This window comes from Kocuria oceani, from assembly GCF_029524215.1.
GTDB lineage: Bacteria > Actinomycetota > Actinomycetes > Actinomycetales > Micrococcaceae > Kocuria > Kocuria oceani.
On sequence record NZ_JARAMH010000008.1, the window covers coordinates 89825 to 112915 of the forward strand.

General features: G+C 72.3%; 27 protein-coding genes and 1 pseudogene. 18 read left to right on the forward strand and 10 right to left on the reverse strand.

Annotated features, from left to right (window positions below; translation table 11 throughout):
• The first annotated feature begins 303 nt into the window (after positions 1 to 303).
• The 9 genes from PU704_RS10750 to PU704_RS10790 all read left to right on the forward strand — a co-directional run bounded on the left by PU704_RS10750 (position 304) and on the right by PU704_RS10790 (position 8507).
• A complete protein-coding gene (locus tag PU704_RS10750; RefSeq protein WP_277551342.1) occupies positions 304 to 966 on the forward strand; it encodes an NAD(P)-dependent oxidoreductase in 663 nt (220 codons plus the stop codon).
• A 275-nt stretch (positions 967 to 1241) separates the two neighbouring features.
• A complete protein-coding gene (locus PU704_RS10755) occupies positions 1242 to 1784 on the forward strand; it encodes a hypothetical protein (protein ID WP_277551343.1) in 543 nt (180 codons plus the stop codon).
• Between the two features lie 25 nt (positions 1785 to 1809).
• Positions 1810 to 3105, forward strand: coding sequence for an AI-2E family transporter (locus tag PU704_RS10760; protein ID WP_277551344.1), 1296 nt, complete (start codon positions 1810 to 1812; stop codon positions 3103 to 3105).
• A gap of 166 nt (positions 3106 to 3271) precedes the next feature.
• Positions 3272 to 3976: a DUF305 domain-containing protein gene (locus PU704_RS10765; protein WP_277551345.1), complete on the forward strand. Its 705-nt coding sequence runs from the start codon at positions 3272 to 3274 to the stop codon at positions 3974 to 3976.
• A gap of 283 nt (positions 3977 to 4259) precedes the next feature.
• On the forward strand, positions 4260 to 4883 hold the full coding sequence (locus PU704_RS10770; protein ID WP_277551346.1) for a hypothetical protein: 624 nt from the start codon (positions 4260 to 4262) through the stop codon (positions 4881 to 4883).
• Positions 4884 to 5466: 583 nt separating this feature from the next.
• The gene (locus tag PU704_RS10775) at positions 5467 to 6069 is read left to right on the forward strand and encodes a TetR/AcrR family transcriptional regulator (protein ID WP_277551347.1); all 603 of its coding nucleotides are present in this window, start codon (positions 5467 to 5469) and stop codon (positions 6067 to 6069) included.
• Positions 6066 to 7496 carry an FAD-dependent monooxygenase gene (locus PU704_RS10780; RefSeq protein WP_277551348.1) on the forward strand — a complete coding sequence of 477 codons (1431 nt, stop codon included), beginning with the start codon at positions 6066 to 6068 and terminating at the stop codon, positions 7494 to 7496. The genes PU704_RS10775 and PU704_RS10780 overlap by 4 nt, the downstream gene beginning before the upstream one ends.
• Before the next feature lie 309 nt (positions 7497 to 7805).
• A complete protein-coding gene (locus PU704_RS10785; protein ID WP_277551349.1) occupies positions 7806 to 8093 on the forward strand; it encodes a DUF4287 domain-containing protein in 288 nt (95 codons plus the stop codon).
• Between the two features lie 147 nt (positions 8094 to 8240).
• Positions 8241 to 8507, forward strand: coding sequence for an alpha/beta hydrolase (locus PU704_RS10790; protein ID WP_277551350.1), 267 nt, complete (start codon positions 8241 to 8243; stop codon positions 8505 to 8507).
• Positions 8508 to 8737: 230 nt separating this feature from the next.
• Here PU704_RS10790 and PU704_RS10795 read toward each other — a convergent pair whose 3' ends face one another.
• The gene (locus PU704_RS10795) at positions 8738 to 8869 is read right to left on the reverse strand and encodes a hypothetical protein (RefSeq protein WP_277551351.1); all 132 of its coding nucleotides are present in this window, start codon (positions 8867 to 8869) and stop codon (positions 8738 to 8740) included.
• On the opposite strand from PU704_RS10795, the gene PU704_RS10800 reads away from it, so the two are divergent.
• Entirely contained in the window at positions 8868 to 9584 is a 717-nt protein-coding gene (locus tag PU704_RS10800; protein WP_277551352.1) for a hemerythrin domain-containing protein, read from the forward strand. The two genes, PU704_RS10795 and PU704_RS10800, sit on opposite strands and share 2 nt — an antisense overlap.
• Before the next feature lie 200 nt (positions 9585 to 9784).
• Here PU704_RS10800 and PU704_RS10805 read toward each other — a convergent pair whose 3' ends face one another.
• Positions 9785 to 9925: a hypothetical protein gene (locus PU704_RS10805; RefSeq protein WP_277551353.1), complete on the reverse strand. Its 141-nt coding sequence runs from the start codon at positions 9923 to 9925 to the stop codon at positions 9785 to 9787.
• A 332-nt stretch (positions 9926 to 10257) separates the two neighbouring features.
• Between PU704_RS10805 and PU704_RS10810 the strand changes: the two genes are divergently transcribed.
• The gene (locus PU704_RS10810) at positions 10258 to 10638 is read left to right on the forward strand and encodes a helix-turn-helix transcriptional regulator (protein ID WP_338130229.1); all 381 of its coding nucleotides are present in this window, start codon (positions 10258 to 10260) and stop codon (positions 10636 to 10638) included.
• Between the two features lie 157 nt (positions 10639 to 10795).
• Here the strand turns inward: PU704_RS10810 and PU704_RS10815 are convergent, their stop codons facing one another.
• Positions 10796 to 11023: a hypothetical protein gene (locus tag PU704_RS10815; RefSeq protein ID WP_277551354.1), complete on the reverse strand. Its 228-nt coding sequence runs from the start codon at positions 11021 to 11023 to the stop codon at positions 10796 to 10798.
• 212 nt (positions 11024 to 11235) lie between these two features.
• Here PU704_RS10815 and PU704_RS10820 point away from each other — a divergent pair.
• The 3 genes and pseudogenes from PU704_RS10820 to PU704_RS10830 all read left to right on the forward strand — a co-directional run bounded on the left by PU704_RS10820 (position 11236) and on the right by PU704_RS10830 (position 14599).
• Positions 11236 to 12153, forward strand: a pseudogene (locus tag PU704_RS10820) (putative selenate ABC transporter substrate-binding protein).
• Positions 12150 to 12959, forward strand: coding sequence for a phosphonate ABC transporter ATP-binding protein (locus PU704_RS10825; RefSeq protein WP_277551355.1), 810 nt, complete (start codon positions 12150 to 12152; stop codon positions 12957 to 12959). The pseudogene PU704_RS10820 and the gene PU704_RS10825 overlap by 4 nt, the downstream one beginning before the upstream one ends.
• Before the next feature lie 11 nt (positions 12960 to 12970).
• Positions 12971 to 14599, forward strand: a complete 1629-nt coding sequence (locus PU704_RS10830) for a PhnE/PtxC family ABC transporter permease (protein WP_277551356.1) — start codon at positions 12971 to 12973, stop codon at positions 14597 to 14599.
• Positions 14600 to 14736: 137 nt separating this feature from the next.
• On the opposite strand, the gene PU704_RS10835 is transcribed toward PU704_RS10830, so the two are convergent.
• The 6 genes from PU704_RS10835 to PU704_RS10860 all read right to left on the reverse strand — a co-directional run bounded on the left by PU704_RS10835 (position 14737) and on the right by PU704_RS10860 (position 18526).
• Positions 14737 to 15447 (reverse strand): hypothetical protein, encoded by a 711-nt coding sequence (locus PU704_RS10835; RefSeq protein WP_277551357.1) that lies wholly within the window; start codon positions 15445 to 15447, stop codon positions 14737 to 14739.
• Between the two features lie 47 nt (positions 15448 to 15494).
• Positions 15495 to 16046 (reverse strand): TspO/MBR family protein, encoded by a 552-nt coding sequence (locus PU704_RS10840; protein WP_277551358.1) that lies wholly within the window; start codon positions 16044 to 16046, stop codon positions 15495 to 15497.
• Positions 16043 to 16579, reverse strand: a complete 537-nt coding sequence (locus PU704_RS10845; RefSeq protein WP_277551359.1) for a MarR family winged helix-turn-helix transcriptional regulator — start codon at positions 16577 to 16579, stop codon at positions 16043 to 16045. The genes PU704_RS10840 and PU704_RS10845 overlap by 4 nt, the downstream gene beginning before the upstream one ends.
• 313 nt (positions 16580 to 16892) lie before the next feature.
• Entirely contained in the window at positions 16893 to 17234 is a 342-nt protein-coding gene (locus PU704_RS10850; RefSeq protein ID WP_277551360.1) for an antibiotic biosynthesis monooxygenase family protein, read from the reverse strand.
• Positions 17224 to 17775 carry a hypothetical protein gene (locus tag PU704_RS10855; RefSeq protein WP_277551361.1) on the reverse strand — a complete coding sequence of 184 codons (552 nt, stop codon included), beginning with the start codon at positions 17773 to 17775 and terminating at the stop codon, positions 17224 to 17226. The genes PU704_RS10850 and PU704_RS10855 overlap by 11 nt, the downstream gene beginning before the upstream one ends.
• Positions 17776 to 17971: 196 nt before the next feature.
• A complete protein-coding gene (locus PU704_RS10860) occupies positions 17972 to 18526 on the reverse strand; it encodes a hypothetical protein (RefSeq protein ID WP_277551362.1) in 555 nt (184 codons plus the stop codon).
• 985 nt (positions 18527 to 19511) lie between these two features.
• Between PU704_RS10860 and PU704_RS10865 the strand changes: the two genes are divergently transcribed.
• Entirely contained in the window at positions 19512 to 19829 is a 318-nt protein-coding gene (locus PU704_RS10865; protein ID WP_277551363.1) for a hypothetical protein, read from the forward strand.
• 112 nt (positions 19830 to 19941) lie between these two features.
• On the opposite strand, the gene ppk2 is transcribed toward PU704_RS10865, so the two are convergent.
• A complete protein-coding gene (gene ppk2 / locus PU704_RS10870) occupies positions 19942 to 20853 on the reverse strand; it encodes a polyphosphate kinase 2 (protein WP_277551364.1) in 912 nt (303 codons plus the stop codon).
• Positions 20854 to 21085: 232 nt separating this feature from the next.
• On the opposite strand from ppk2, the gene PU704_RS10875 reads away from it, so the two are divergent.
• The 3 genes from PU704_RS10875 to PU704_RS10885 all read left to right on the forward strand — a co-directional run bounded on the left by PU704_RS10875 (position 21086) and on the right by PU704_RS10885 (position 22950).
• Complete coding sequence (locus PU704_RS10875) at positions 21086 to 21292, forward strand: hypothetical protein (protein ID WP_277551365.1); 207 nt, start codon at positions 21086 to 21088, stop codon at positions 21290 to 21292.
• Positions 21293 to 21589: 297 nt separating this feature from the next.
• On the forward strand, positions 21590 to 22147 hold the full coding sequence (locus PU704_RS10880) for a GNAT family N-acetyltransferase (RefSeq protein ID WP_277551366.1): 558 nt from the start codon (positions 21590 to 21592) through the stop codon (positions 22145 to 22147).
• Between the two features lie 68 nt (positions 22148 to 22215).
• Positions 22216 to 22950, forward strand: coding sequence for a hypothetical protein (locus PU704_RS10885; RefSeq protein ID WP_277551367.1), 735 nt, complete (start codon positions 22216 to 22218; stop codon positions 22948 to 22950).
• Positions 22951 to 23091 lie beyond the last annotated feature (141 nt).

Here is a 23091-nt window from a genome sequence, read left to right on the forward strand (position 1 = left end):
GACTGCTCGGCGCCGAGACCGGCCTGCTCCGAGGAGGACCGGCCGATGTGCCGGTCGCAGCAGCCGGCTTCCTCGTCCACGTCGTCCTGGTCGACCCGACCCTGGAAGTCCATTCCCAGGGTGCCGGTGACCTCCGCGCCGGCGCTCTCCTCGGCGTCGGGAGAGGCGTACTGGACGCTGACCAGCCTGGGGGCTCGGTGGCGGCGGTGGGAGGCGGTCCTCGTGCTCCTTCCAGGGTGTTGCCACGCTGTTGCCAGGTCCTGTGGGGCTCCGGGGCGTCTAGCCTGGGCCCACAGCGTGTGCATGATCGAGGGATCGGGGGACCTCATGCGGGTGAGCGTTTTCGGGGCCGAGAACGACATCGGCCGCCAGGTCGTGGAGGAGCTGCTGTGCCGGGGCTACACGGTGCGGGTCTTCGTCACCGACCCCACCACGGTGCCGGTCGCCTGGGGGCCGCGGGTGCAGCTGAGCACCGGGCGGCTCACCGACCCGGTGGCCGTCGGCGCCGCCGTGGCCTGGGGAGAAGCGGTGGTCAACGCCCACGATCCCCGCCTGACCCGCCCCGGCGCCTACCTGGTCGAGGGCACCGGGGTCGTGGTGGCCGCGATGGCGCGGCACGGCGTGCGCCGCTACATCGGCCTGGGCAGCCCCGCCGTCGGGCTGTGCCCGAGCGAACGCCCGACCGCCCGGGTCCGTGTCCACCGGGCCTACCTCCGGGTGGTGCACCCGCGGGTGCACCACCGGATGCAGCAGATGATGACCATGGTCACCGGCACGGGGCTGGACTGGACGCTCGTGCGGTTCCTGCGCCACACCGGCGGCCGGGGGCCGGGGCTGAAGTACGTGGGCTACTTCGGCCACGACGACCTCGGGTGCTGCGCGGCCGCCGGTGACATCGCCGCCTTCGCCGTGACCCAGTTGCTGGACACCCGTCACGTCGCCGACGCCCCGGCCGTGAGCAACTAGAGCAGCGCCGGCCCCCTGCGCTCGAGGAGCTGGCGGGCACCGTGAGCCAGCGACCCACGACGATGAGCGGGGGGGCATCGACCTGAGGGATACGTGGTCCTCGGCTCGCCGGCCAGGCGTGACGATCGGCTCACGGCGCGGTCCGAAGACACGCAGAAGGTCCGGGTGCTCCTTGCAAAGGGATGAACAGCTTCCTCAGGGTCGATGGACACCAGGCCGTGGGCGCAGCTCGAGCAGGCCCTCGGCGAGAACGAGCGCACCGCAGTAGGCACACCATGAGGACACGAGACCGACGCAGCACCGGGGCGATGGCCGCCGGCATCGTCGCCGCCGCCGGACTCGGACTGGCCGGATGCAACACCGAGGGCCCTGAGGAGGGCACGGACGTGGAAGGCGTCCCCGAGGGCGAGGTCCTGGAGTCATCGCCCGCTCCGGACAACAACCCGACGGCAGGGGACACGTTCGTCATCGCCGGGGCCGCCGGCACCGCGGTGGACCCGCTGCTGATCGTCGAGGAACAGGAGATCCCGCCCCTGGACGACAGGCAGGTGGTGCAGGTGACCGGCACGGTCGCCCAGGACTTCGACATCGCCGCCACCGAGGAGGAGCTGGGCATCGGCCTGGAGAACGAGCTCTATGCCGACCACGTGGGCGAGCCCTACCTCATGGCCACCCGCGGGGAGATCCTCGAGCAGGAGCGACTCCCGGCCGACGTCGACCACCACCATTGGGGCGGGCATTCCCGGACCGGAGGCCCAGCCGGCCGGGTCCCGGCCCCGCACATACACCCCGAGTTCAGCGTCCCGTGGGCCTGCTGAGGGATGACCGTGTCAGGATCGACCCATGGCCTCAACCGCTCACGGCGCGCAGCGCCCCGCCGAACCGGGGCCCGATCGTGAGCTGCCCTCAGCGCACGGCAGTGCCGCAGCAGCGGTGCCCGTGCCGGTGCGGGTGGCCGCGGCCTGGTCCTGGCGGGTGCTGGTCGTGGCCGCGGCCGTGGGCGTGGCCGGCTATCTGCTCTCCACGGTCACGGTGGTCGTCGTCCCGGTGCTGCTGGCGGGCCTGCTGGCGGGTCTGCTCTTTCCCCTGACGAAGTGGGCGCGCAGCCACCGGGTGCCGGCCGGGGCGGCCGCCGGTGCCACCGTGCTGGGACTGGTGGGCTTCGTCGTGGGACTGCTGGTGCTGGCGGGCCAGCAGATCGTGGTCGGCTTCGCCGAGCTCTCCGGCAGCGTGGTGGCCGGCACCGGGGAGCTGCTGGACCGGCTGCAGGACACCCCCCTGAACTTCGGCACGGGAAACCTGGAGGCCTGGGTCACCGACTTCGGGGCCACGGTCCAGGACAACAGCCAGGCCCTGCTCGACGGGGCACTGTCCTTCGGGGCCACGGCCGGGCACGTGCTCACCGGCATCCTCATCCTGCTCTTCACCCTGCTGTTCCTGTTGGCCGACGGGGAGAGGATCTGGCTGTTCGTCGTCGGGCTCTTCCCGCTGCCGGCCCGCCGGGCGGTCAACGGCGCGGGACGCAACGGCTGGGAGGCCCTGGTCCAGTACGCCCGCGCCCAGGGACTGGTGGCCGCCATCGACGCGGTCGGCATCGGCACCGGGGCCGCCGTGCTCGGGGTGCCCCTGGCCCTGCCGATCGGGATCCTGGTGTTCCTGGGCTCCTTCATCCCCATCGTGGGGGCGGTGGCCACCGGGGCGGTGGCGGTGCTGGTGGCGCTGGTGGCCAACGGGACGACGAACGCGCTGCTGATGCTGGGCGTGGTGGTCGTCGTCCAGCAGCTGGAGGGCAACGTGCTGCAGCCGCTGATCCTGGGCAAGGCGGTGTCCCTGCACCCGCTGGCCGTGTTCCTGGCCGTGGCCACCGGGTCGATCCTCTACGGCATCGCCGGGGCGCTGTTCGCGGTGCCGATCCTCGCCTTCGCCAACACGGTGGCGCGCTACCTCCTCGACGGCACCTGGCGCACCGACGAGCGGATCGCCTCCCAGCCGTTCTACTACCCCTGGGAGATCCGCCGCCACGCCCGCCGCCACCAGGCCACCCACGAACAGCTCCTGGCGCAGCTGGAGCGCTTCCACCGGACCCGGACCCTGGAACGGCGCCGCGCCCGCAGCGAGGATCGGAACGCCGAGCACTGACGCACGCTCCCGCCCGTTCACCGGAGGAGGGAGGACGCTTCTTCGCAGAATCTTCATCGCCTCCGGCTCACCGGAAGGGACCGGAGGTCTACCGTCGGTAGTACGTCACGGCCGGCCGCGCCACCCTGCCGCGTCCGTCCCGGCCCCGGCAGAACGGAGGGGACCCGTGCCCAGCACCAGCAACAACCGGAACCACGAGCACCAGCAGGACCAGGACCAGCAGGACGAGGACCCGCAGGACGAGGACCCGCAGGAGCAGAACCGATACGACCGGAACCAGCACGGCGAGCATCGGCACGACGGCGATCAGCAGGGCGGGCACCGATCCGGCGGGGGCCTGAGCATGTACTGGCGCCTCGCGGCCATGATCCTCACGGCCATGGTGGTGATGTACGCGACCATGTTCGTCGGCACCTGGGAGTGGAGCCACGTGCGCTGGAGCGAGAACCGGCTGTTCATGACCCTGACCATGGGCGGGACCATGGTCCTGGTCATGCTCGCCTGGATGCGGAACATGTACCAGAACACCAAGGCCAACGTGGCCGTGGTCGTGGTCGGACTCCTGCTGCTCGGCGGTGGGGCGTTCCTGGACCGCAGCCAGAGCACGGTGCAGGACACCGCGTACATGAGCTCGATGATCCCGCACCACTCCCTGGCCATCACCCGCTCCGAACGCGCCGAACTGGTCGACGTGCGGGTGTGCCGACTGGCGGCGGAGATCAGCGAGGCCCAGCGGCGGGAGATCGACGAGATGGACTGGCTGATCGCCGACATCGAGACCAACGGCGTCGCCGAGACGCTCCAGGAGGCCCAGGCCCGGCCGGTCCCCGACTACCCGGCCTCCGCGCTGCGCCAGTGCCCGGGGGAATGACCGGGGCCTGTTCACCGCAGTGTCCACCCTCCGAGACCGGCCCGTGGGCACAGGGCCAACCCTTCCGACGTCGGCCTCAACCGGCGCGATCCCGGTGGGCGGGTCGGGCTGTGACGTGCCCCGATGAGCTTCGACTTCTCGCCCTGAGCGGTTGCGCCCGGCACGGAACTCGGGAAAGGTATTAAGCACGCTGATCATTCGATCGGCTCGGCGTGGAGCACGAGCGGTGGGACAGTGTGCATCGTGCCCGGCGCCCCGTGGACACGATTCTCAGGAGGACACCATGACGGATCAGAACTTCTCCGGAGCAACCACCCCCAGGGGGCGGCGCAACGACGTCGTGGCCGCCGAACGAGAAGAGTACGGCGGCATGAAGTTCGGCTCGGCGTTCTTCGGCTGGCTCACCGCCACCGGCATGGCGGTGCTGCTCACCGCGCTGCTCTCGGCCATCGGGGCCGGAGTCGGAGTGGCCACCAACACGGATCCGGGCCAGGTCGCCCAGCAGGCCGCCCAGGACGCGACCACGGTGGGGATCGTCAGCGGCATCGTGCTGGCACTGATCCTGCTCATCGCCTACTTCTGCGGCGGGTACGTGGCCGGGCGCATGGCGCGCTTCGACGGGGCCAAGCAGGGGATCGCCGTGTGGCTGTGGGCCCTCCTGATCGCCATCGTGCTGGCCGTGCTCGGTGCGCTGGCCGGATCCCAGTTCAACGTCCTGGCTCAGCTCAACGGCTTCCCCCGGATCCCGATCGGGGAGGGCGCCCTGACGACCGGGGGGATCATCGCCCTGGTCATCGCCGCGCTGGTCCCGCTGATCGGTGCGGTGCTGGGCGGGATGGCCGGGATGCGCTTCCACCGCAAGGTCGATCAGGTGGGGACCGACCATCGAGCCGGCCTCGGCGGCTGAGGCCGACCGGCCGTCAAAACCGTGGCTGCGCCCGGCACCGATGTCACCTCGGTGCCGGGCGCAGCACCGTCTGCTTCAGGGTGCGTCGCGGTCCTCGAGTTCCGTCACCGCTTCGCGGTGACGGTCGAGCGTGACGGAGTGGGTCCCCGCCGGATCGGTGAGGTCCTCGTGGACAGGCGGACGACGGACCCGGCTGCGCGGCATGTGGAGCTCGGCCGCCGGGAGCTCCCGGAGTGCGGTGAGCAGACCGTCGATCAGGGGGGGAGAATCCGCATCGCTCCGAGCCCGAGGGCGGTGCCCACGCTGGGAAGCCGGTGTCCCCGCGGGCAAGGAATCGGGCTCTGACCTGTGCATGTTTCCCCGATCGACGGGTGGGGCGGCCGCACATCCCGCCGCTGCACGCACGGCCCGCGCAACGGTGTCCGCGACGCTCCCACGGCCGTGCGGTCGATGCGGGCCTGTGAATGCACGGAGTGCACCATGGCGGAGGACATCCCCACGATTCGTGTCTTCCGCCTCGTACCCGGCGCGGCTACAATTTGGGCAACTGACCAAGGCAGGTGCCCAACCGAAGGTGGAGGCCATGGGTTCGTCGACCTCGCCCGCGCGCGGTGTCGAGGTCCGCCGGCGGCTGCTGGTGGCCGCCGCGGAGCTGATCCCCCAGCTGGGCTGGCGCGGGGTGAGCACCCGGGTCGTGGCACGGAGGGCCGGCGTGGCCCCTGGGCTGGTGCACTACCACTTCGGATCGGTGCCGTCGCTTCTCCGGCAGGCCGTCGTCCAGGTGATGGGAGACGTCCTGGCTGCGGTCCCACCCATGCTCTCCGAGGCGGAATCCGGGGACGAGGCGCTGGGGCGACTGCTCGCGTCCTTCGACGACTTCGACGGGACGGACCCGACGTCCTTGCTGTTCGTCGAGGCCTACCTCGCGGCGACCCGGGATCCCCAGCTGCGGGTGGAGCTCAGCCGGATGCTCGACGAAGTGCGCGCCGCCGTGGCCGCCTGGCTCGACACGAGGGGCACGCCGGCGCCCGCCGCGACGGCCGCCGTGCTGGTCGCAACGCTGGACGGTGTGATGCTGCACCGCGCCCTGCAGCCGACGATGACTCCCGAGGAGGTCGCGCCGGTGCTGCGCCGGCTGCTGGGTGACCCCCGGAGCGGGACGCTGGGGAAGGGGAGCGAGGGATGATGAGAGCCTTGATCTGCGGAGCCGGGATCGCCGGTCTCGCGCTGGCGCAGCGGCTGAGCGCCCACGGATGGGCGGTCACCGTGGTGGAGCGAGCGCCACGCCCCCGGGAGCAGGGGTACATGATCGACTTCTTCGGCCTGGGCTACGACGCGGCCGAGGCGATGGGTCTGCTGCCGCGGCTGCGCGAGCTCGCCTACCCGATCGGGGAGGTGTCCTACGTCGATGCCTCGGGGCGGCGCCGCGCCGGCATCGACTACGGGCGCGCCGCCCGGTTGGTCGACGGGCGGCTGTTGACCCTGATGCGGCCCGATCTGGAACGGGCCCTGCGTGAGCAGGTCGCACCGGAGGCCGAGCTGCGGTTCGGATGCACGGTCGGGTCCCTGGAGCTCCTGCCGGCCGGCGTCCGCGTGGTGCTGACCGACAGCACCGTCATGGAGGTCGATCTGCTGGTCGGCGCGGACGGCATCCACTCCTCGATCCGTCAGATGGTCTTCGGGGACGAAGCGCAGTTCTTCCGCTACCTGGGCTTCCACACGGCGGCCTACGTCTTCGACGACCCCGTGATCCGGCGACGTATCGGCAGCAGCTACGCTCTGACCGACACGGTCGACCGTGAGATGGGGTTCTACGGGCTGCGCGACGGACGGGTCGCCGCGTTCGCCGTCCACCGCGACCCGGTCGCGGTGATCCCCGCGGACACCCGCGCCGCGGTGCGACGCGCCTACTCCTCACTCGGCTGGGTCGCACCCCGGGCGCTGGCGGCCTGTCCGCCGCCGTGCGACCTGTTCTACGACCTGGTCGCCCAGGTCGAGGTGCCGCGATGGCATCACGGCCGCGTCGTCCTGCTCGGTGATGCCTGTCAGGCCGTCTCCCTGCTCGCGGGTCAGGGTGCCTCGCTGGCGGTCGCCGGAGCCCATGTCCTCGGCGAGCAGCTGATGGCCGGGGGCCCGGTCGAGGATGCCCTGTCCCGCTACGAGCAGGCCTGGAAGCCGGTCGTCCAGGCGAAGCAGGAGGCCGGCCGCCGCAGCGCGCAGTGGTTCCTGCCCTCCTCGCGGCTGCGGCTCCGGCTGCGCCGTACCGCGCTGAAGCTGGCCGCTGTGCCCGGTGCGGACAGGATCATCGGCGCCGGCCTGGTGGGCAGGACACCCAGGTCCCTGACAGACCTCAGGATGAGGGGGCGGCGCCGGACCCCGTCCGAGGGAAACCGAGCGACGCCACAGGACGATCCGGAATCCACCCCCGGGTCCACTCGGTGCCGGAAGCGGAGCCTGCGGTGGGCACGGTCGTCGCAGCCGGGGCGGCAGAGATCCGCGAATGCTTTTCCGGTGCCCGGACTGTCCTGCGCCGACCCGGCGGAGCCCTCGGGAGAGGTGGGGCAGGAGCCGTCGGCCGCGTCCGTCGTCGGGCAGGAAGGGAGCAGTCCATGACCAGGACCAGACAGGACCCGCCGCAGAATCCGACTTTGTGGTGGAGGATGGGGCATCTTCTGGACCGCGTGCTGGATGTCGTCAGCGTCGTGCCTCTGCTGGGGTGGCTGATCAGAGTCATCGGCAGATGAGGCAGAGCGGGGGCAAGGGGATTGTGCCGCGGGGGGATCTGCCACGGGGCGTCTCCGGGAGCGCCGCGCCGATGAGACGGGGGCCGGCCTCGGCCTCCTTGACCACATGGACGACGGAATCCAGACTGATCACCCCGGAGCGCGCCGAACAACGGCGCCGGAAGTCGAAGGTGGCCGCATGTCCTTCCAGGCCTATCTGGACAGCATCGAAGCGAAGACGGGGCTGACGCCGCGGCAGCTGGTCGACCTGGCGCACGAGCGCGGGTTCGACGCATCGACCAGGGCGACCCCGATCATCGAGTGGCTCAGAGAGGACTACGGCATCGGCCGTGGCCACGCCATGGCGCTGGTCCACGTCATCACCAAGGGGCCCGGCATCAGCGCCAAGCACGTCGGGAGCACGGGGACCCACCGCGACCGGACGGACACCCTGTGGCTCGACGGCGCGGCGACCCGTCCGCAGTAGGCCCTTGTTCCCTCCCTCGGCAGGTCCGAGCCTCGTCTCGTGCTCGACTCTGCAGGAACTGCCGGAGGCTGTTGGGCGCTCGTCGGCGCTGTCGCCGTCCCCGGGCTCCGGCCCGGGGCCGGTGGACTCCCGACGGGCACCCTGGCCGTGCTGCGGACGATCGCCGACCAGTACAGGACCGCCGTCCTCGTTCCGGTCTCGCGGGGCTCGGCGTGGGACGGTGTCCGCGACGGCTTCGGTCCTGACGTCGATGTCATCGACCGCGCACTGCACCGCGCGTTCGACGCCGTGGCGGTGGATCCAGAGCGGATCGGTATCGCCGGGTTCTCCGACGGCGCTTCCTACGCGCTGGGCCTGGGGCTGGCCAACAAGGCGGCAGAATGGCTGGACTGGAACGATCCGCCCGCCGGGTAGGGGAAGGGCCGGGGCGTCCACCTGGCGCGGGTCTCCTGACCGGGGTGGACGGCCTGGACGACTCCGCCGCGCCTCGCGCACAGCAGGGTCCCGGCCTCGGGCCCGGGCAGAGCGGTAGCCGGTTCCTTCATGACCGAGGTGGCCGCCACCCGCTGCTGGTGCTCACCGGACTCCTCGGCCCGAGTTCTCGTCCGGACCGTCACCGGAGGACCACTACGGACTCAGCAGGCTTACCATGTCAGGCAGGAGTCGTCCGTGGAGTACATCCCGGCGGGAGCGGCCCTGGCGGTGTCCGCACCTCTGCCGGCGCCGGCGGCCTCGATCGAGCGCTCCCGTGCCTGCACTACCTGAAAGGTCGTCATGACGCGATCCATCGCCGACCAGACCGTCGCCGAACTCGGCGGGCGACTGAGCGTGCTGACCCGCCAGCAGAAGGACCACATCGAGCTCGACCGGCTGCTGCGGCAGCTGGACGGGGCGGAGGCCACCGCCCAGGGGCAGGTGCTGCTGCGGATCTACCGCCTGGTGTTCCCGCATGCTTTCGCCGAGGAGTCCGTGCTGTGGCCGGTGATGCGCCGCGTCCTGCCCGACGGGCACGAGCTGACCCTGCAGGTGGAGCAGGAGCACCAGGAGGTCAACGAGCTCGTCACCGCCCTCGAGACTCTTCACGCCGATGACCCGCAGCGGGAGGCGGTGCTGGCCCGGCTGGTCGAGGTGCTGCGCGAGGACGTGCGCGACGAGGAGGACGAGCTGCTGCCCCGGCTGCAGCAGCTCCTGGGCCCCGCCCGGCTGCGTGGGCTGGGCCTGGCCTGGGAGGTGCTGCGCCGCACCGCTCCCACCCGCGCCCACCCCGTCGTGGCCCGGCGTCCGCCCGGCAACGTGATCGCGGCCCTCCCGCTGTCGGTCCTCGACCGGTTGCGGGACGTCGCCGACGCAGCTGTGCTCCGTGGGCCGGGACGCGGCGCACCGGTGCTGCGCTCGGTCAGCACCGGTCTGGGCGCTCTGGCCCACCGGATCGAGGGCCTGCCCGTGATGCGCCGGGGCGAGGACCCCTCCACCGGCCGCGCGGGGTTCTAGTCACCTGCCGCACCCGGGGGCGGCTCCGGCCGATAGAGCAGCCGGCCCCGCACGCCACGTCATCCGGATCGCTGTCCTGGCCGACAGGCCGCACCGGCCGGGGTTCGGCACCCGCTGCCGGTTGCCGCATCGGAGCCACTGCTCCACGTGTGTCGAACCGGGTGGTGTGCGGACCGTGCCCGGACGAGACCGGGACAGGACTACTGCAGCAGCGGATTGAGCCCCAGGGAAACGATGCCGACGGCGATCACGCACCCCGCAGCCACGACGAACCCTGCCACCATGGTGACCAGGGCCCACGGACGTCCGGGGCGCCGGGTCCGGGATGTAGGGGCACTCATGACAACTCCTCCGATCGACGTGACCGGAGGTCTGTCCCGACCCGCATAGGGGTCCGCCCGCCGGACCCTGTGGGGGTCGGGATGACGACGGGGCGTCGGTGGGATACTCCCCTCCCTGTACCGAAAAGTGAAGCAGAATTCACCTGTCCGGTCAAGATCGCGCCCGTCCCGCCCTTCCGCACCGCCTCGGAGGAGGAGGTGGCCGCGCTGAAGCCGCTGTGCCGCCGCTGTTCGAGAGCCGAGGGGACCACGAAGCGGGCACCTCCAACGCCCGACCGCAGAGGCCAGTCAGGCTGGTGCCATTCACCGTGCTGAAAAGGCAGAATCGCGGCATGAGCTCCGACACCGACGCCTCCGACGCCGATACCCCGCGCCCTCCCTCCGCCGTGCCCCCCGGTCCGCTCGCACCGGAGCAGAGGGGATCAGAACGCCCGGCCTGGACGCTGCTGACCAACCACGGCCACGTCCTGCTGGCCGTGGCCGAGTCCCAGGATGCCCGGGTCGCCGATATCGCCGCCCGGGTGGGCATCACCCCGCGGGCGACCCTGGCCATCCTCAAGGACCTCGAGGACGCGGCCTACCTCACCCGGCGCAGGGTCGGCCGGCGCAGCCACTACACCGTGGACGCCCACCAGCACTTCCGCCATCCGGCCACCGCCGCCCACGAAGTGGGAGAACTGCTGGCGATCTTCGCCGATCCGTCCCGACCCTGAGGCACATCTCCTCCGGGAGGATGCGGAACAGGGGCGGGTCTGCCGAACGCTGGTGCGTTCCAGTAGCCATGGCGCGGACCCCGTGTGCTGCCGACGAGCGGTCGGCGTCAGAGCCTCGCCACGCACATCCGGCCGGGCCATGCCCCTGGTGGGACGGTCACCGTGGCTTCGGCGGCAGGGCCGCCGCCCAGGCGATCCCGGCAACGACCTGCACCACCCCGGCGGCCCGCATCAGGCCGGGATGGTGGAGGAACTTCGCCATCACCCGGCGCTCCGGGTCGGGACCGATCATCCACCGGGCGGCATGACGGGCCGGAAAGAGCGCGGCAACGACACCGTCACCGATGGTGACCAGGGCAATGCTCTCTGCGATACGGACCTGCACGGAAACTCCCGGAGGACATCGACGTCGGAGTGCCAGTGTGCCCGGATGTCGCCCGGACCGTCCACAGCAGTCGGCGCTTCGCGTGACACGGAGCCTGGACGTGCTGGTATGACGCGGCGTCGAGGACCGGTGTCCCACCCCGTTGTCGGGGCAGTTCCAGCGGAGTCTCGGTCCGGCGGGTCGTGGGAGGACCGTAGGATGCGATCATGTCGATGGTGAGAACGTGCCGTGCCCTGTCCGCCGGGACGCTCGGTGTGGCCGTGGTCCTGGGCGCGGCGGGGTGCGGAGCTTCCGCCGGCGTGGAGGAGGGGCCCGGCCCGTTGCGCATCAGCGCGATCCCGGACGTGGATCCTTCCGACCTGGCCGAGCGGGAGGAGGCGATGGCAGCGTACTTGGCTGATGAGCTCGACGTCGCGGTGGAGTACGTCCCGGTCAGCGACTACGCGGCGTCGGTGAGTCTGTTCAGCACCGGAGACCTGGATGTGGTGTTCTACGGGGGCCTGACCGGGGTGCAGGCCCGGCTGCGCACCGAGGGGGCGGCTGTGCTCGCGCAGCGCGACATCGACGAACGGTTCCGCAGCGTCGTCATCGCCCACCGGGACGCGGGACTGGAGCCGGTGCAGGACGTCGCCGGCCTGGCGGAGCTGGCCGGCTCCCGCTTCACCTTCGGCAGCGAGTCCTCCACTTCGGGCCGGCTGATGCCGGCGTACTTCCTCGGTCAGGCCGGCGTCGACCCCGAGGCCGACTTCGCCGGGGCGCCCGGTTACTAGGGCTCGCACGATCTGACGATCGACCTGGTGGAGTCCGGTAGCTATCAGGCCGGGGCAGTGAACCTGCAGGTCTGGGAGGCGCGCACCGAGGCCGGAACGGTGGACACGGACGTGGTGCAGGAGATTTTCACGACCCCGGCGTACGCCGACTACCACTGGGTCGGAGCCCCCGGCCTGGAGGAGCGCTTCGGCGGCGGCTTCACCGACAGGCTGCGGCAGGCGCTGCTGGACGTGGACGGGTCGGATGCCGAGGAGACGGCGCTGCTGGAGCAGTACGGGGCGGGGGCGATCGTCCCCGCCGAGCCGGGGGACTACGACCGGATCGAGCAGATCGCTCGCACCCTCGGTCTGATCGGATGAGCCCTGACCGGGTGACCGCCCCCGGGGAGACCGGCCCGGGTCACGCGGGGATCGTGCTGCGGCTGCGGGGTGTGAGCGTGGCCTACGGGAACCGTCTCGCCCTGGACGGGGTGGACCTGACCGTGCGCCGGGGTGAGCGGGTGGCCCTGGTAGGGCCCAGCGGGGCGGGCAAGTCCACCCTGCTCGGACTGGGCAACGGCACCGTGGTCCCCACACAGGGACGTCTGGACGTTCTCGGCGTCGAGCCGAGGGCGCTCTCACCCGGTGCCCTGCGGACGCTGCGGGCCAGGATCGGCTCGGTGCATCAGCAGCTCCACCTGGTCGGGCCGCTGCCGGTGGTGCACAACGTCAACGCCGGGCGGCTGGGTTCCTGGGGCCGGCTGCGGGCCGTGCGTTCCCTGGTCCGACCGCTGCAGGTGGACGAGGCGCGCACCGCGCTCGAGCGGGTGGGCATCGGCCCGGATCTGCACGTGCGCACCGACCGGCTCTCCGGAGGCGAGCAGCAACGGGTGGCTCTGGCCCGGCTCCTGGTGCAGGACCCGGAGCTGGTGCTGGCCGACGAACCGGTCGCCAGCCTGGACCCGGCGCGGGCCGAGGACGTGATGCGCCTGCTCTGCGGGCTGCTGGAGCAGCCCACCGGCCACCGGCGCACCCTGGTGGTGAGCCTGCACGACTTCGACCTGGCCGTGCGCCACTGCGATCGGGTGATCGCCCTGCGCGGTGGCCGGGTGGTCCTCGACGTTCCTGTCGAGGAGGTGGACGAGGGCACCCGGGCACGGATCTACGACCTGGCCCCGGGCCCGTGAGGCCCGGCGGCGTGAGCGCCCCGACCCGGCTGACGGTGGCCCGTGACGCCGGGGGCCGAGCCGGCCGGTGGCGGCCGCCCGGTGGCGGACGGGGATGGGCCGTCGTGTGGATGCTGGCGGTGGTGTGGTCGCTGGGTGGCTGGCTGGTCGCCGACGGCCCGGTCGTCAACGCCTCGGGCTGGTCGCGGTTCGCGGAGTTCTTCGCCGCCGCGCTGTCTCCCCAGCTGTCGACGGACTTCCTGCTCAGGACCGGGTCCGCGGCGCTGAGCACACTGTCGTACGCGGTGCTGGGCACCCTGCTCGCGGTCGTCGTGGGCCTCGTTATCGGGGTGCTGGTCTCCGAGACCTGGTGGGCCGCCGGTACGGGGGCGACGTCCCACCGGGGGGTGAGCCGCGTCGGGTGGCTGCTCACCCGGCTCGCCCTGGCGGTGCCGCGGGGCGTCCACGAGGCCGTCTGGGCGCTGCTGCTGCTGAGCGTGCTGGGACGGGATCCACTGGTGGGGGTGCTGGCGATCGCCATCCCGTTCGGGGCCATCACGGCCAAGGTCTACGCGGAGATCATCGACGAGTCGGCCGGTGATGCGTATGCGGCGTTGCGCGCGGCCGGTGCCCGGCGGGGACCGGCGCTGCTGTACGCGGTGCTGCCGACCGCGCTGCCGGACCTGGTGTCCTACGCGTTCTACCGGTTCGAGTGCGCGGTGCGGTCCGCGGTCGTCCTCGGCATGGTCGGTGCCGGGGGCCTGGGCTTCGAGCTGGTCCTGAGCTTGTCCGGTTCCCGGCATGCCGAAGTGTGGACGCTGATCTATACCGTCGTCGTGATCGGGGCAGTGGTGGAGCGGTGGGGCTCCGGTCTCCGGCGCGCCGGTGGGGCTGCCCGCTCCAGGCTCTCCGCGGTTGCGGTCCTCGGGCTGGTGCTCGCCGCCCTCGTGCATCTGGGTCCCAGCCTGTCCCGGGTGGTCTCCTTCCGGACAGCGGAGCTGCTCGCGGGTCTGGTGGCCGAGATGTTCCCGCCGAGCCTGCCCGAGGGCGGATGGTCCCGTCTGCTGGAGGGAGCGCTGGTCACGCTGCAGATGTCCCTGGTGGCCGGCACGGTGGCCGCGGTGGCCGCTGTGGCCGTGGCCTTCGTGGCCGCCCGCGGCGGGACCACCCCGGCGCACCGATCCGCCGGGATGCTCGCGCGCTGGTTGCTGCTGCTGACCCGGTCGCTGCCGCCCCCGATCTGGGCGCTGCTGTTCCTCTTCCTGCTCCTGCCCGGCCCCCTGCCGGGGGCGCTGGCGCTGGGCGTGTACAACTTCGGCGTCCTCGGCCGGCTCTGCGCCGAGGTCGTGGAGAACCTCGACCGCCGATCCCACGACCACCTCGTGGCCACCGGGGCACCAGCGGTGAGCGCCTTCGCATACGCCGTCGTCCCCCAGGCCGGTGGACGCTTCCTCACCTACGGTCTGTACCGCTGGGAGGTCGCCGTGCGCGAGACCGTCGTCGTCGGCATCGTCGGAGCCGGGGGGCTCGGACGACTGCTGGAGGACCAGCGTGTCGCCTTCGATCTCGATGCCATGGCCGGCACCGTCCTGGCCCTCATCGTGCTCTGCGCCCTCGTCGACCTGATCAGCGCCACCGTCCGCGGCAGCCTGCGCCGATGACGAGGTGACCACGGTGCCGCGGCGGCAGACAGGCGCCCCGCGAGGTCACCGACGGCATCGCGCAGCACCATCGGCACCGTCGCGCCGTGGGCACGGGCACCGCGCGGCGGGGTCCGCTCCCTCCCGCCGCACGGATCTCAGCGCGGGAACCGTGCCGCAGCCATCGGCTCCCCGTGCCGGCGACGGACCAGGACAGCCGCCGCCGCGACCACGGCCAGCCCCGCCCCGGCCACGATGCCCAGGACACCGGCGCCGGCCGCGCTCGTGGAGACGACCACACCCAGCAGAGCCCAGGCGCCGGCGGCGACGAATCCTGGATGGGCGCGGAAGAGCACCGCACCGACGACGAGGCTGATCACCGCGCCCAGGAGGAGCAACCCGAGGTACGCCGGGTTCGTCCGGGCGGTTCCGGGCAGCACGGTGGCCGTGTTCACCCAGACCGCGGCGGCAGCCCACCCGGTGTAGAGGCCGACACTGGTGCCCAGCAGCCACCTCGTCAGCGGCTCGGCGGGGGTGGTCACGACGATGCGCAGGGCGACCCCGAGGCAGGCGAGCATGAGCAGGAAGACCGGCACCGACCATACCGGGGAGGACACCGCTGCGAGGAGCCAGGCGGTGAAGCCCAGCTGGACCAGCGACACCGGCCATTGGACCCGCGCATAGGGGGCCGTGGCGGCTCGCTCTCGCGGCAGGCCCCAGAGCGCGGAGGCCACGCACCCGATGACGATGACGCCCCAGATGCCGAAGAACGGTCCCGGGGGAACGATGACCGGGTCCGAGGCCGACTCGCCGGTGAAGCCGGACAGGGCCGGGCTTGCGGCCTGGGTGATCGCGGTGGCCAGCAGCACCCACCGCCCCCATTGCCCGGTGTCGACGCGACGATCCCAGGGCCCCGTCATGGCCGGCGCCGTGTCCGGCCGAGGAGCTCGTCCCGGTTGCGTGCGGCCGTGGCGGTCGCGACGTAGGAGGCATAGGCCAGCCACAGCAGCCGGGGACTCAGTGCCCAGGCGGCCTTGCGGTCCAGGCGGGCGGTGAGCATGACGCTGCCGGCGGTGGCTCCGAGGGAGGCCACCGTGACGGCGGCCCCGAGCACCGGGCTGCGCAGGCCGAAGAACAGCGCCGAGAACGAGGCGAACAGCACCCAGTCCGCTCCCTCCAGCGCCAGGGCCGGGGCCCGTCCCGGGACGCCGGGGGCCAGGTTGGCGATGCGCAGGTTGCTCCACAACGAGGTGGCGTTGTTGAACGCCCACACCGGCGGGAACAGCCAGTCCGGCGGCGCCCCGGGCGGGGTGTCGAGGTCGTTGTAGAAGGCGGCATCGCCGGTGAATCCCCTCGGCAGGGCGCTGACGGCATTGGCGGCGAGACCGACCGCGGCGGCGTGCCACCAGCGATAGCGGCGGGCCGGGGCCGCAACCGTCGGGGCGGAACGGACGGTGGAGGTGGTCATGGTGCGGTGTCCTTCGGCGACTGGGGGACGGGATCGTTCTGTGCGGAGGTGGCGCGGGCGAAGTCGTGGAAGTGCGCGGTGACGGCGCGCAGGTAGCGTCCGATCACGGCCTGCTCCTCGGGGCTGAACTGCTCGACGAGAGCGTCGAGGCGCTCGAACAGGGGCTGCAGGGTGCCCAGCGTGCGGGCGACGGCCGCGTCGGTGGGCTCGAGCACCTTCCGGCGCCGGTCACTGGGGTGGGGGCGTCGGTGCAGGTGGCCGGCCTCTTCGAGCCGGTCCACCAGTTCCGTGGCGGAGCCGGTGGAGATGCCCAGGCGTCCGCTCAGCTCGGCCGATCCCAGCGGCACGGACCCGCTCATCACGTGGTTGAGGGCCGAGTAGTCCAGGGGCCGCAGTTCGAGTCGGCGGGCCAGTTCCTGGTCGACCTCCTGGGCGGCACGCACCAGCGCGCGCACCGCCCAGGAGAGTTCCGGGGCGGTGACCCGTTGTCGCTCGGAGTCCTCCACCGGGTCCTGGTCCGGCTGATGCGTCATAGCACCAGACTACGTCGCGACCACTCGGAAACGGAGAGTCTCCGATGCGGAGTTATTCGAACGCAACGTGGTCCGTGACTCCGGCCGTGGAGTGCTCACGGTGTTGGTTCCGGTGAACGCCGTCCAGCCCGTGCTGGGGCGGCCTCTGGCCCGGCTGCTGCTCGGTGAGCACCGCACCGCCGGCATTCTCGCGGGCGGTCCGGCCGTCATCCTGTGCGCCGGCCCGGCCGTTGGGGTGCGGCTGAGCCCCGTCCCTCGCACACGACCTCGTGGCATCGAGCTGCCCGGTTCCATCAAGGAACAGGGGGTCGGCTCAGCGGCGTCCTGCGCTGCCGGTCCCGGGCCCGTAGTGCCGTTCGACCGTGGCCACGCGCACGGTGTAGTCCGCGTACCAGTTGCGGGCTCCGCGGCGCTGGGCCTCCAGGTGCTCGGTGACCTGCTTCCAGGCCCGGGCGTGCTGAGCGGTCTCCCAGTAGGACACCGTGATGCCGAACCCATCCGCGTTGCGGGCGCTCTCCATCGACAGGAACCCGGGTTGCCGGCGGGCCAGCTCCTCCATGTGCTGAGCGGCCTGCTCGTACCCGTCCCCGGAAGTGGAGGCCGTTCGCCGGCTGGAGAAGATCACCGCGGTGTACGGGGGCCGCTCAGGGGTCATGCATCCAGTATCGGGCATGCCGGCCCGTACCGGTGGGGCGTGCCCCCGGCACACGCCCCGGGCGCGGACCGCGTCCAGGCGCCGGCGCTCTCGGTGCAGGCGGGTCTCCAGTTGCCCGGTGCGCTCCTGGGCCGGAGGCGGTCCAGCGGCCCTGGGTCAGGTCCAGGTAGTGCTCGCCGGTGTGCTGTTCGGTCCGCGGCAGTTTCGTCAGCGGCCCCTCGTGCGTGGCGAGGGCCCGGTGCAGCAGACCGGCCACGGTGTGCGGGCCCACGGTGATCGGTTCCCCGAAGGGCCCCTCGGGTTCCGCGCGGGGGACGACGACGCCGACCGGATCGAAGGCGACCGTCTCGTCGTGGGAATCCAGCAGTTCGCCGATGAAGTACTCGCCGGTGCGCTGGTCGGCGTAGACGGTCAGCCGTACGGCATGGGAGTGGAGGCGGCGCAGGTGATCGGCAAGGAGCCCGAGCAGTTTTCTGGCGTAGGCGCGTTTGGCCCGGAGGAGTTTCGCTTCCGCGGTGGACAGGTCCGTGTGGGCGTTCATCGGATGACCTCCAGGGTGTGGCCGTGCGCTCGACCGGAGCACGCCGGTCCGGTGGAGCTCACCGCGGCTGCGTGCGTGCCGATCGGCAGGAGCGACGGGGAGGAGCGGGGCGACGGGGCCCTCGTGGACGTGGGCACCTGCCGTCCCCTCGCTGGGCCGGACCCCGCAGATCCCGGTGGGAAGGGCTGCGCAGGTATCAGTTCCGGCGGTCTGCGCGGTCCTCCTGGGTCCGGTCGATGCCCAGGAGCTCGTTCGTGCGGGGCAGGAAGGGAGGACAGCGGGCATCCAGCATCGTGGTGGCGGTGAGCACCAACCGGTCGCGCTCCACGGCCGGCAGGTGGAGGAGCTCGTGCAGGTACGCCTCCAGCTCCAGTTCCCCGATGACCCCGCCGTGGTCGAGATAGCGCAGCCACAGCCGGTGGAGTGTGAGGTCGGTGGTCGCGAGCGAACGCCGCAGCGATCGGGCCTGGACCAGGTTGAAGGTGACGTCATCGGACATGGGAGCCTCCGGATCCGGGAACAGTGAGGAACGGGTGCCGGGTCGAGCGGGTGTCGCTGTCACCCCGCCGGCATCGCCGGCGGGGACAGTGGATCGTCGGCGCTCCAGCAGGAGGACACGGGCCGCCACCGCGCCGGGCACCGCGACCAGCAGCATGACGGCCGGCGTGTCGGTGGCCACCGCCAGGACCGCCACGGCGGCCGGGGTGGTGAACACGAACAGGCGGACCCCGGTCCGCAGCGCTGGACTCACCTCAGGACCTCGGACCACGGCAGGGCGGGGCCGACGCTGTCGAGGTGGTGCTCTCCGCCCACCCGCTCTGGACGCGGCGGTCCCGACCGGCCATCACCGACGGCCCTCGGGCACCGTCCGGGGGCGGCCACGGCCGGTTCCGGCCGGTCCTCCCGGGAAGCGTCGGCAGGGCACCGGGCACCCCCGGGGGGATAACCCGGTCGGCGGGGTGCAGCAGGGCCTCGGTCACCTGCTGCGGCGCCGGTCCGGTGTCATGGACGGCGACGGACAGTGTCCGCAGGCACTGCGCTCTGATGTCCTGCTCGGTCATGGCATCCCCCTGCCCCGGCCACCCAACGGCTTCCCGTTCCTGCCCACATCACCGGCTTCACCGCAGCTCCGCCGAGGCGACACGAGCCTGAGACGCCGGCACTGCACGGCGACCCACCCCCGTCCGGGCCCCGGTGACAGCGGCCCTCGGTGACAGCGACCCCCGGACCACGAAGAACGCAGGCGTCCCGGCCCCGGTGAGGCGGTCACCGGCTTCGTGCCGGCACGGATCCAGTCTGCGGCCCGTGGGTGACCTGCAGGTGACCACGGGATGACCGGCAGGGGTGACCACCGTGTGGCGCCGGGGTGCCCGTCGTGGACACGCCGCGCGACCGCACGCGACCGGCATCGTCGCCTCCACGCGAACGGCCGGGCGGCGGTACCGCGGGCCGGTGCTCCGGGTGTGGCCCGGCGGTCGGCGGCCTGGACCGCCGCGGTCGGCGTCCGCACCTTCCCGTGCTCCTGGTGCACCGGGAGGCCTGTGCGGAGGGCCTCCCCGGCGGGAAGGGGAACGGGAACGGACGGTCCGATGAACAGATGGATGACCCTGGGCGCAGAGCCGTGGGTGCCGGCGCAGCCCCCTACGCTTGGGGGTGGACAACGACGTCGCCCCCCTTTCCGGCGCCGCGGTCCATCCGGCATCGCGGTGCGCTCGACCGCCAGGAGGCTCCGAACCATGACCGCTCCTTTCCGCATTCCCGCTGTCCTCGGCGACACGCCCGGTCTCGGCGGCTCTGACGGGCGCCGGGATCCGATCCGCCTGTCCCGCTACAGGATGCGCGCCGACCGCCCCGGGCTGCGACTGCGCGCCGGGGAGACGGTGCTGTGCGCCCCGTACGCGCCGACGGAGTCGCACCTGCTCGTGCTGGTGCGCTGCGAGACGGACGGGCACAATCCCGGTGTCCTGCTGTCCGTGGCCGAGGTGGAGTACCTGGGACCGGCCGAGGAGATTCTGGGGCCCTGCGCCTGGGGACGGCCGGGTGTGCGCCCCTGAGCGGCCACCATCCGGGTGCTGCCGCGGAGCCGGCCGGCCCCGGAGTCCGACGGTCCCGGCGGCCGGCCGGTGTCGAGGGCCGGCGCGGGCGTGTCGTCGGCCGGGCCGGGGCTCAGTCGCCCACGGCGTCGCGGCCGCGCCGGACGATCAGCGGGTCGGGCGGATAGACCACCGCCGGGTCCTTGTCCTCGTAGTCGAACTGGTCCAGGAAGAAGCGCATCGCGTTGAGCCGGGCCCGCTTCTTGTCGTTGGACTTCACCGTGATCCACGGGGCGTGGTCGGTGTCGGTGCGCAGGAACATCTCCTCCTTGGCCTCGGTGTAGTCCTCCCACCGGTCCAGGGAGGCCAGGTCCATCGGGGAGAGCTTCCAGCGGCGCACCGGGTCGATCTGGCGGATCGCGAAGCGGGTGCGCTGCTCGTGCTGGGTGACCGAGAACCAGAACTTGGTCAGATGGATGCCCGACTCCACCAGCATCTTCTCGAACACCGGGGCCTGGACCATGAACCGGTGGTACTCGTCCTCGCTGCAGAAACCCATGACGCGCTCGACCACCGCCCGGTTGTACCAGGAGCGGTCGAAGAGCACCATCTCCCCGGCGGTGGGCAGGTGGGCGATGTAGCGCTGGAAGTACCACTGCCCGGCTTCCCGGTCGGAGGGCTTGGTGAGGGCCACCACCCGGGCCGCGCGCGGGTTCAGGTGCTCGGTGAAGCGCTTGATCGTCCCGCCCTTGCCGGCCGCGTCGCGGCCCTCGAACACGATGACGTGCTTGAGGTCGTGGTCCTGGCCCCAGTACTGGAACTTCAGCAGCTCGATCTGCAGCCGGTACTTCTCCAGCTCGTACTCCTGGCGGCTCATGAGCTGGTCGTAGGGGTGATCTTCCCGCCAGGTCTGCACCGCCGAGCCCCCCGGGTCGATCAGCTCCGCGTCCTCGCCCTGGGGATCGCCCACGGTGTAGCCGCGCTCGGTCAACAGATCGATGAACTGTCGCAGCGCCAGCCGCGCCGGATCCCACTCCTGCAGCATCACAGAACTCCCCTCGGTAGGTCACCTGTGCCCGAGAGTAGGGCAGAGGAGTGACCGAGCGGTGAACACCGACGAGCTGCACCCTGCGGCGCGCCCTCCTGGACGGCGACCGAGGACTCGTGGCCGGGCGCGGGAGGGCGCGGGAGAGGAACGAGGAAGAACACGCCCAGGTGTGCCGCCCGGCGCCGCCGCGCAGCGGGACCCTCCGGAAGGTCCACGTATTCTGGGAGGCGTGCTCTCACCTGAATTCCTGCTCCTGCTCAGCACGGCCCTGCTGGCGGTGGCGGTGCTGTGGCCGGTGGTGGTCAAGGCCGGTCGTCGCCGGGATCTGGCCACCGCCGGGAAACGCCGCGCCCAGCTCGCGCCGGTGCACTACGCCGGGCCGGCGGTGCTGATCACCGCGAGTCTGGCGCTGCAGTTGAGCGCCAACTTCCTCTGAGGCCCCCGCACTCCTCCCTCCCGCACACGTCCCAGGGGTCCTGAGCGTCGGAGCTGCAAGGGCGCCCGCCGGGGCACGGTGAACAGCCGGCGAACTCCTCGCCGACACGATCACCGATCGGGGTGCCCCGGGCTCTAATGAACCCATGACCTTTCCGGTGTCGGCTCCGACCGCTTCACGGCGACGGTGGACGGCCGCGTGCGGTCGGACGCGCGCGGCACGCACCGGGTGCCTCCCCGCCGCCCCCATGGTGGCCCTTCCCGCAGCGGAGCCGCCGGTGCCGGAACGCCGGCGACCGTGACGGGCCCGGCAGACGCCCACGGCCCGCACCGCGACAGCATTCCCGCACCCAGGGCGCTGGCGGCCGCGCCGCGGCTGCGGCCGGTGACCGCCCAGGACCGGGCGCTGATCGAGGACTTCGTGCTGGACGACCCGGCCTACACCCGTACCAGCTTCGACCAGCTGCCCTCCATCCGGGACGTGGACGCCATCCTGGACGGGGGCCCGGGCAACGCCGGATCCGGCGCCCACCAGGTGCTGGGGGCCTTCAGCGAGGACGGAGTCCTGCTGGGCGTGGCGCAGGCGGTCCACCGGTGGCCCAGCACCGTGTCCTGCTACCTCGGGCTGCTCCAGGTCCGCCCGGCCCACCGGGGACGGGGACTCGGGGCCACGCTGCTGGCCGCCACCGAGGACACCGCCCGAGCTCGGGGATGCCGGCAGATGCTGCTGTCGGTCATCGCCCGCAACCACTCCGGACGCGCGTTCTGGCACCACCACGGCTTCCTGCTCCTGCACCCCCAGGCAGCCCGCGCCGCCGCCCCGCTGTCACCACTGCTCATGCACAAGTCCCTGTGAGCGTCCCGCAGGCCCCACCCGGGACCGGTGGATAGCCGTCGTCGTCCGGGTGTGCTCTACTCGGGCCCATGACCGGAACGTCCCTGCCGCCTGCTCCTGACGCCGCCGACTTCCGTGCCTTGGCCGCCGGCTCGCCGTGGCGGTTCACCACGGTGCATCTCACCCACCGGCGGCAGGGCAGCGGTGGGGCCACCGCCGAGGGCGGGCCGGTGGAGGCCTGGCTCGACCGGGCCCGGCACCGGGTGGTCGTGCGCACTGCCGAGGGGGTCGAGGTCGCCGAGGGGGCGCCCTACGGCGGGGCCGTGAGCGGTGCCGACGCCGGGCTGTCCCGGTCCGGGGCGGGGGTGGTGCTGCGCCCGGACGGGCTGGTCGCCCGGCGGCCGGAGGACTGGCACCTGGACCACGGCGACCCGATGTGGCGGGACTACCGGTGGACGGCGATGCTGGACCCGGTGGAGCTGTGCCACGGCGTGCAGCTCAGCGACGTCACCGCGACCGTGTTGCGGGGCCGGGCGACCTGGGCGGCCACCTGCCGTCCCCTGGTCGGCGACGGCGAGGACTGGGCCGGCGGCTACGTCCCACGGTGCGGGTGCTGCCCGTTGCTGGACAGCCCGGCCGCCCGGATCTACGAGTACGGGCCCGAGGACCCGACCCTGACCGACAGCCTGGCCACGGTGTACCGGGTGCACCTGGACGTGGCCACCGGGATCGTCGTGGACCTCACCCCGCTGGACGGCACCGAGGGCGTCAGCCTCACCAACGAGCTCCACGACGTCGACGACCTCCTCGTCCCGCCGCAGTGACCGAAGGGCGCTGCCGGCGTGCCCCGAGGCATCTGTCCTGAGCGGGAACGGGCCGAGGGCTCAGCTGCAGGACGGCGCCGTCAGGGATGTTCTCGGCACGAGGCAACGTCCGCGTGGCACGGCGGTTCGCGAGGGATGCCA

Coding starts and splice junctions, on each gene's coding strand:
- PU704_RS10795 (WP_277551351.1), bottom strand. CDS start 8,869: ATGACGACCTTTCAGGTAGTGCAGGCACGGGAGCGCTCGATCGAGGCC.
- PU704_RS10825 (WP_277551355.1), top strand. CDS start 12,150: ATGAGCCCTGACCGGGTGACCGCCCCCGGGGAGACCGGCCCGGGTCAC.
- PU704_RS10770 (WP_277551346.1), top strand. CDS start 4,260: ATGACGGATCAGAACTTCTCCGGAGCAACCACCCCCAGGGGGCGGCGC.
- PU704_RS10885 (WP_277551367.1), top strand. CDS start 22,216: ATGACCGGAACGTCCCTGCCGCCTGCTCCTGACGCCGCCGACTTCCGT.
- PU704_RS10750 (WP_277551342.1), top strand. CDS start 304: ATGATCGAGGGATCGGGGGACCTCATGCGGGTGAGCGTTTTCGGGGCC.
- PU704_RS10755 (WP_277551343.1), top strand. CDS start 1,242: ATGAGGACACGAGACCGACGCAGCACCGGGGCGATGGCCGCCGGCATC.
- PU704_RS10775 (WP_277551347.1), top strand. CDS start 5,467: ATGGGTTCGTCGACCTCGCCCGCGCGCGGTGTCGAGGTCCGCCGGCGG.
- PU704_RS10840 (WP_277551358.1), bottom strand. CDS start 16,046: ATGACCACCTCCACCGTCCGTTCCGCCCCGACGGTTGCGGCCCCGGCC.
- PU704_RS10850 (WP_277551360.1), bottom strand. CDS start 17,234: ATGACCCCTGAGCGGCCCCCGTACACCGCGGTGATCTTCTCCAGCCGG.
- PU704_RS10805 (WP_277551353.1), bottom strand. CDS start 9,925: ATGAGTGCCCCTACATCCCGGACCCGGCGCCCCGGACGTCCGTGGGCC.
- PU704_RS10785 (WP_277551349.1), top strand. CDS start 7,806: ATGTCCTTCCAGGCCTATCTGGACAGCATCGAAGCGAAGACGGGGCTG.
- PU704_RS10865 (WP_277551363.1), top strand. CDS start 19,512: ATGACCGCTCCTTTCCGCATTCCCGCTGTCCTCGGCGACACGCCCGGT.
- PU704_RS10800 (WP_277551352.1), top strand. CDS start 8,868: ATGACGCGATCCATCGCCGACCAGACCGTCGCCGAACTCGGCGGGCGA.
- PU704_RS10810 (WP_338130229.1), top strand. CDS start 10,258: ATGAGCTCCGACACCGACGCCTCCGACGCCGATACCCCGCGCCCTCCC.
- PU704_RS10855 (WP_277551361.1), bottom strand. CDS start 17,775: ATGAACGCCCACACGGACCTGTCCACCGCGGAAGCGAAACTCCTCCGG.
- PU704_RS10780 (WP_277551348.1), top strand. CDS start 6,066: ATGATGAGAGCCTTGATCTGCGGAGCCGGGATCGCCGGTCTCGCGCTG.
- PU704_RS10760 (WP_277551344.1), top strand. CDS start 1,810: ATGGCCTCAACCGCTCACGGCGCGCAGCGCCCCGCCGAACCGGGGCCC.
- ppk2 (WP_277551364.1), bottom strand. CDS start 20,853: ATGCTGCAGGAGTGGGATCCGGCGCGGCTGGCGCTGCGACAGTTCATC.
- PU704_RS10845 (WP_277551359.1), bottom strand. CDS start 16,579: ATGACGCATCAGCCGGACCAGGACCCGGTGGAGGACTCCGAGCGACAA.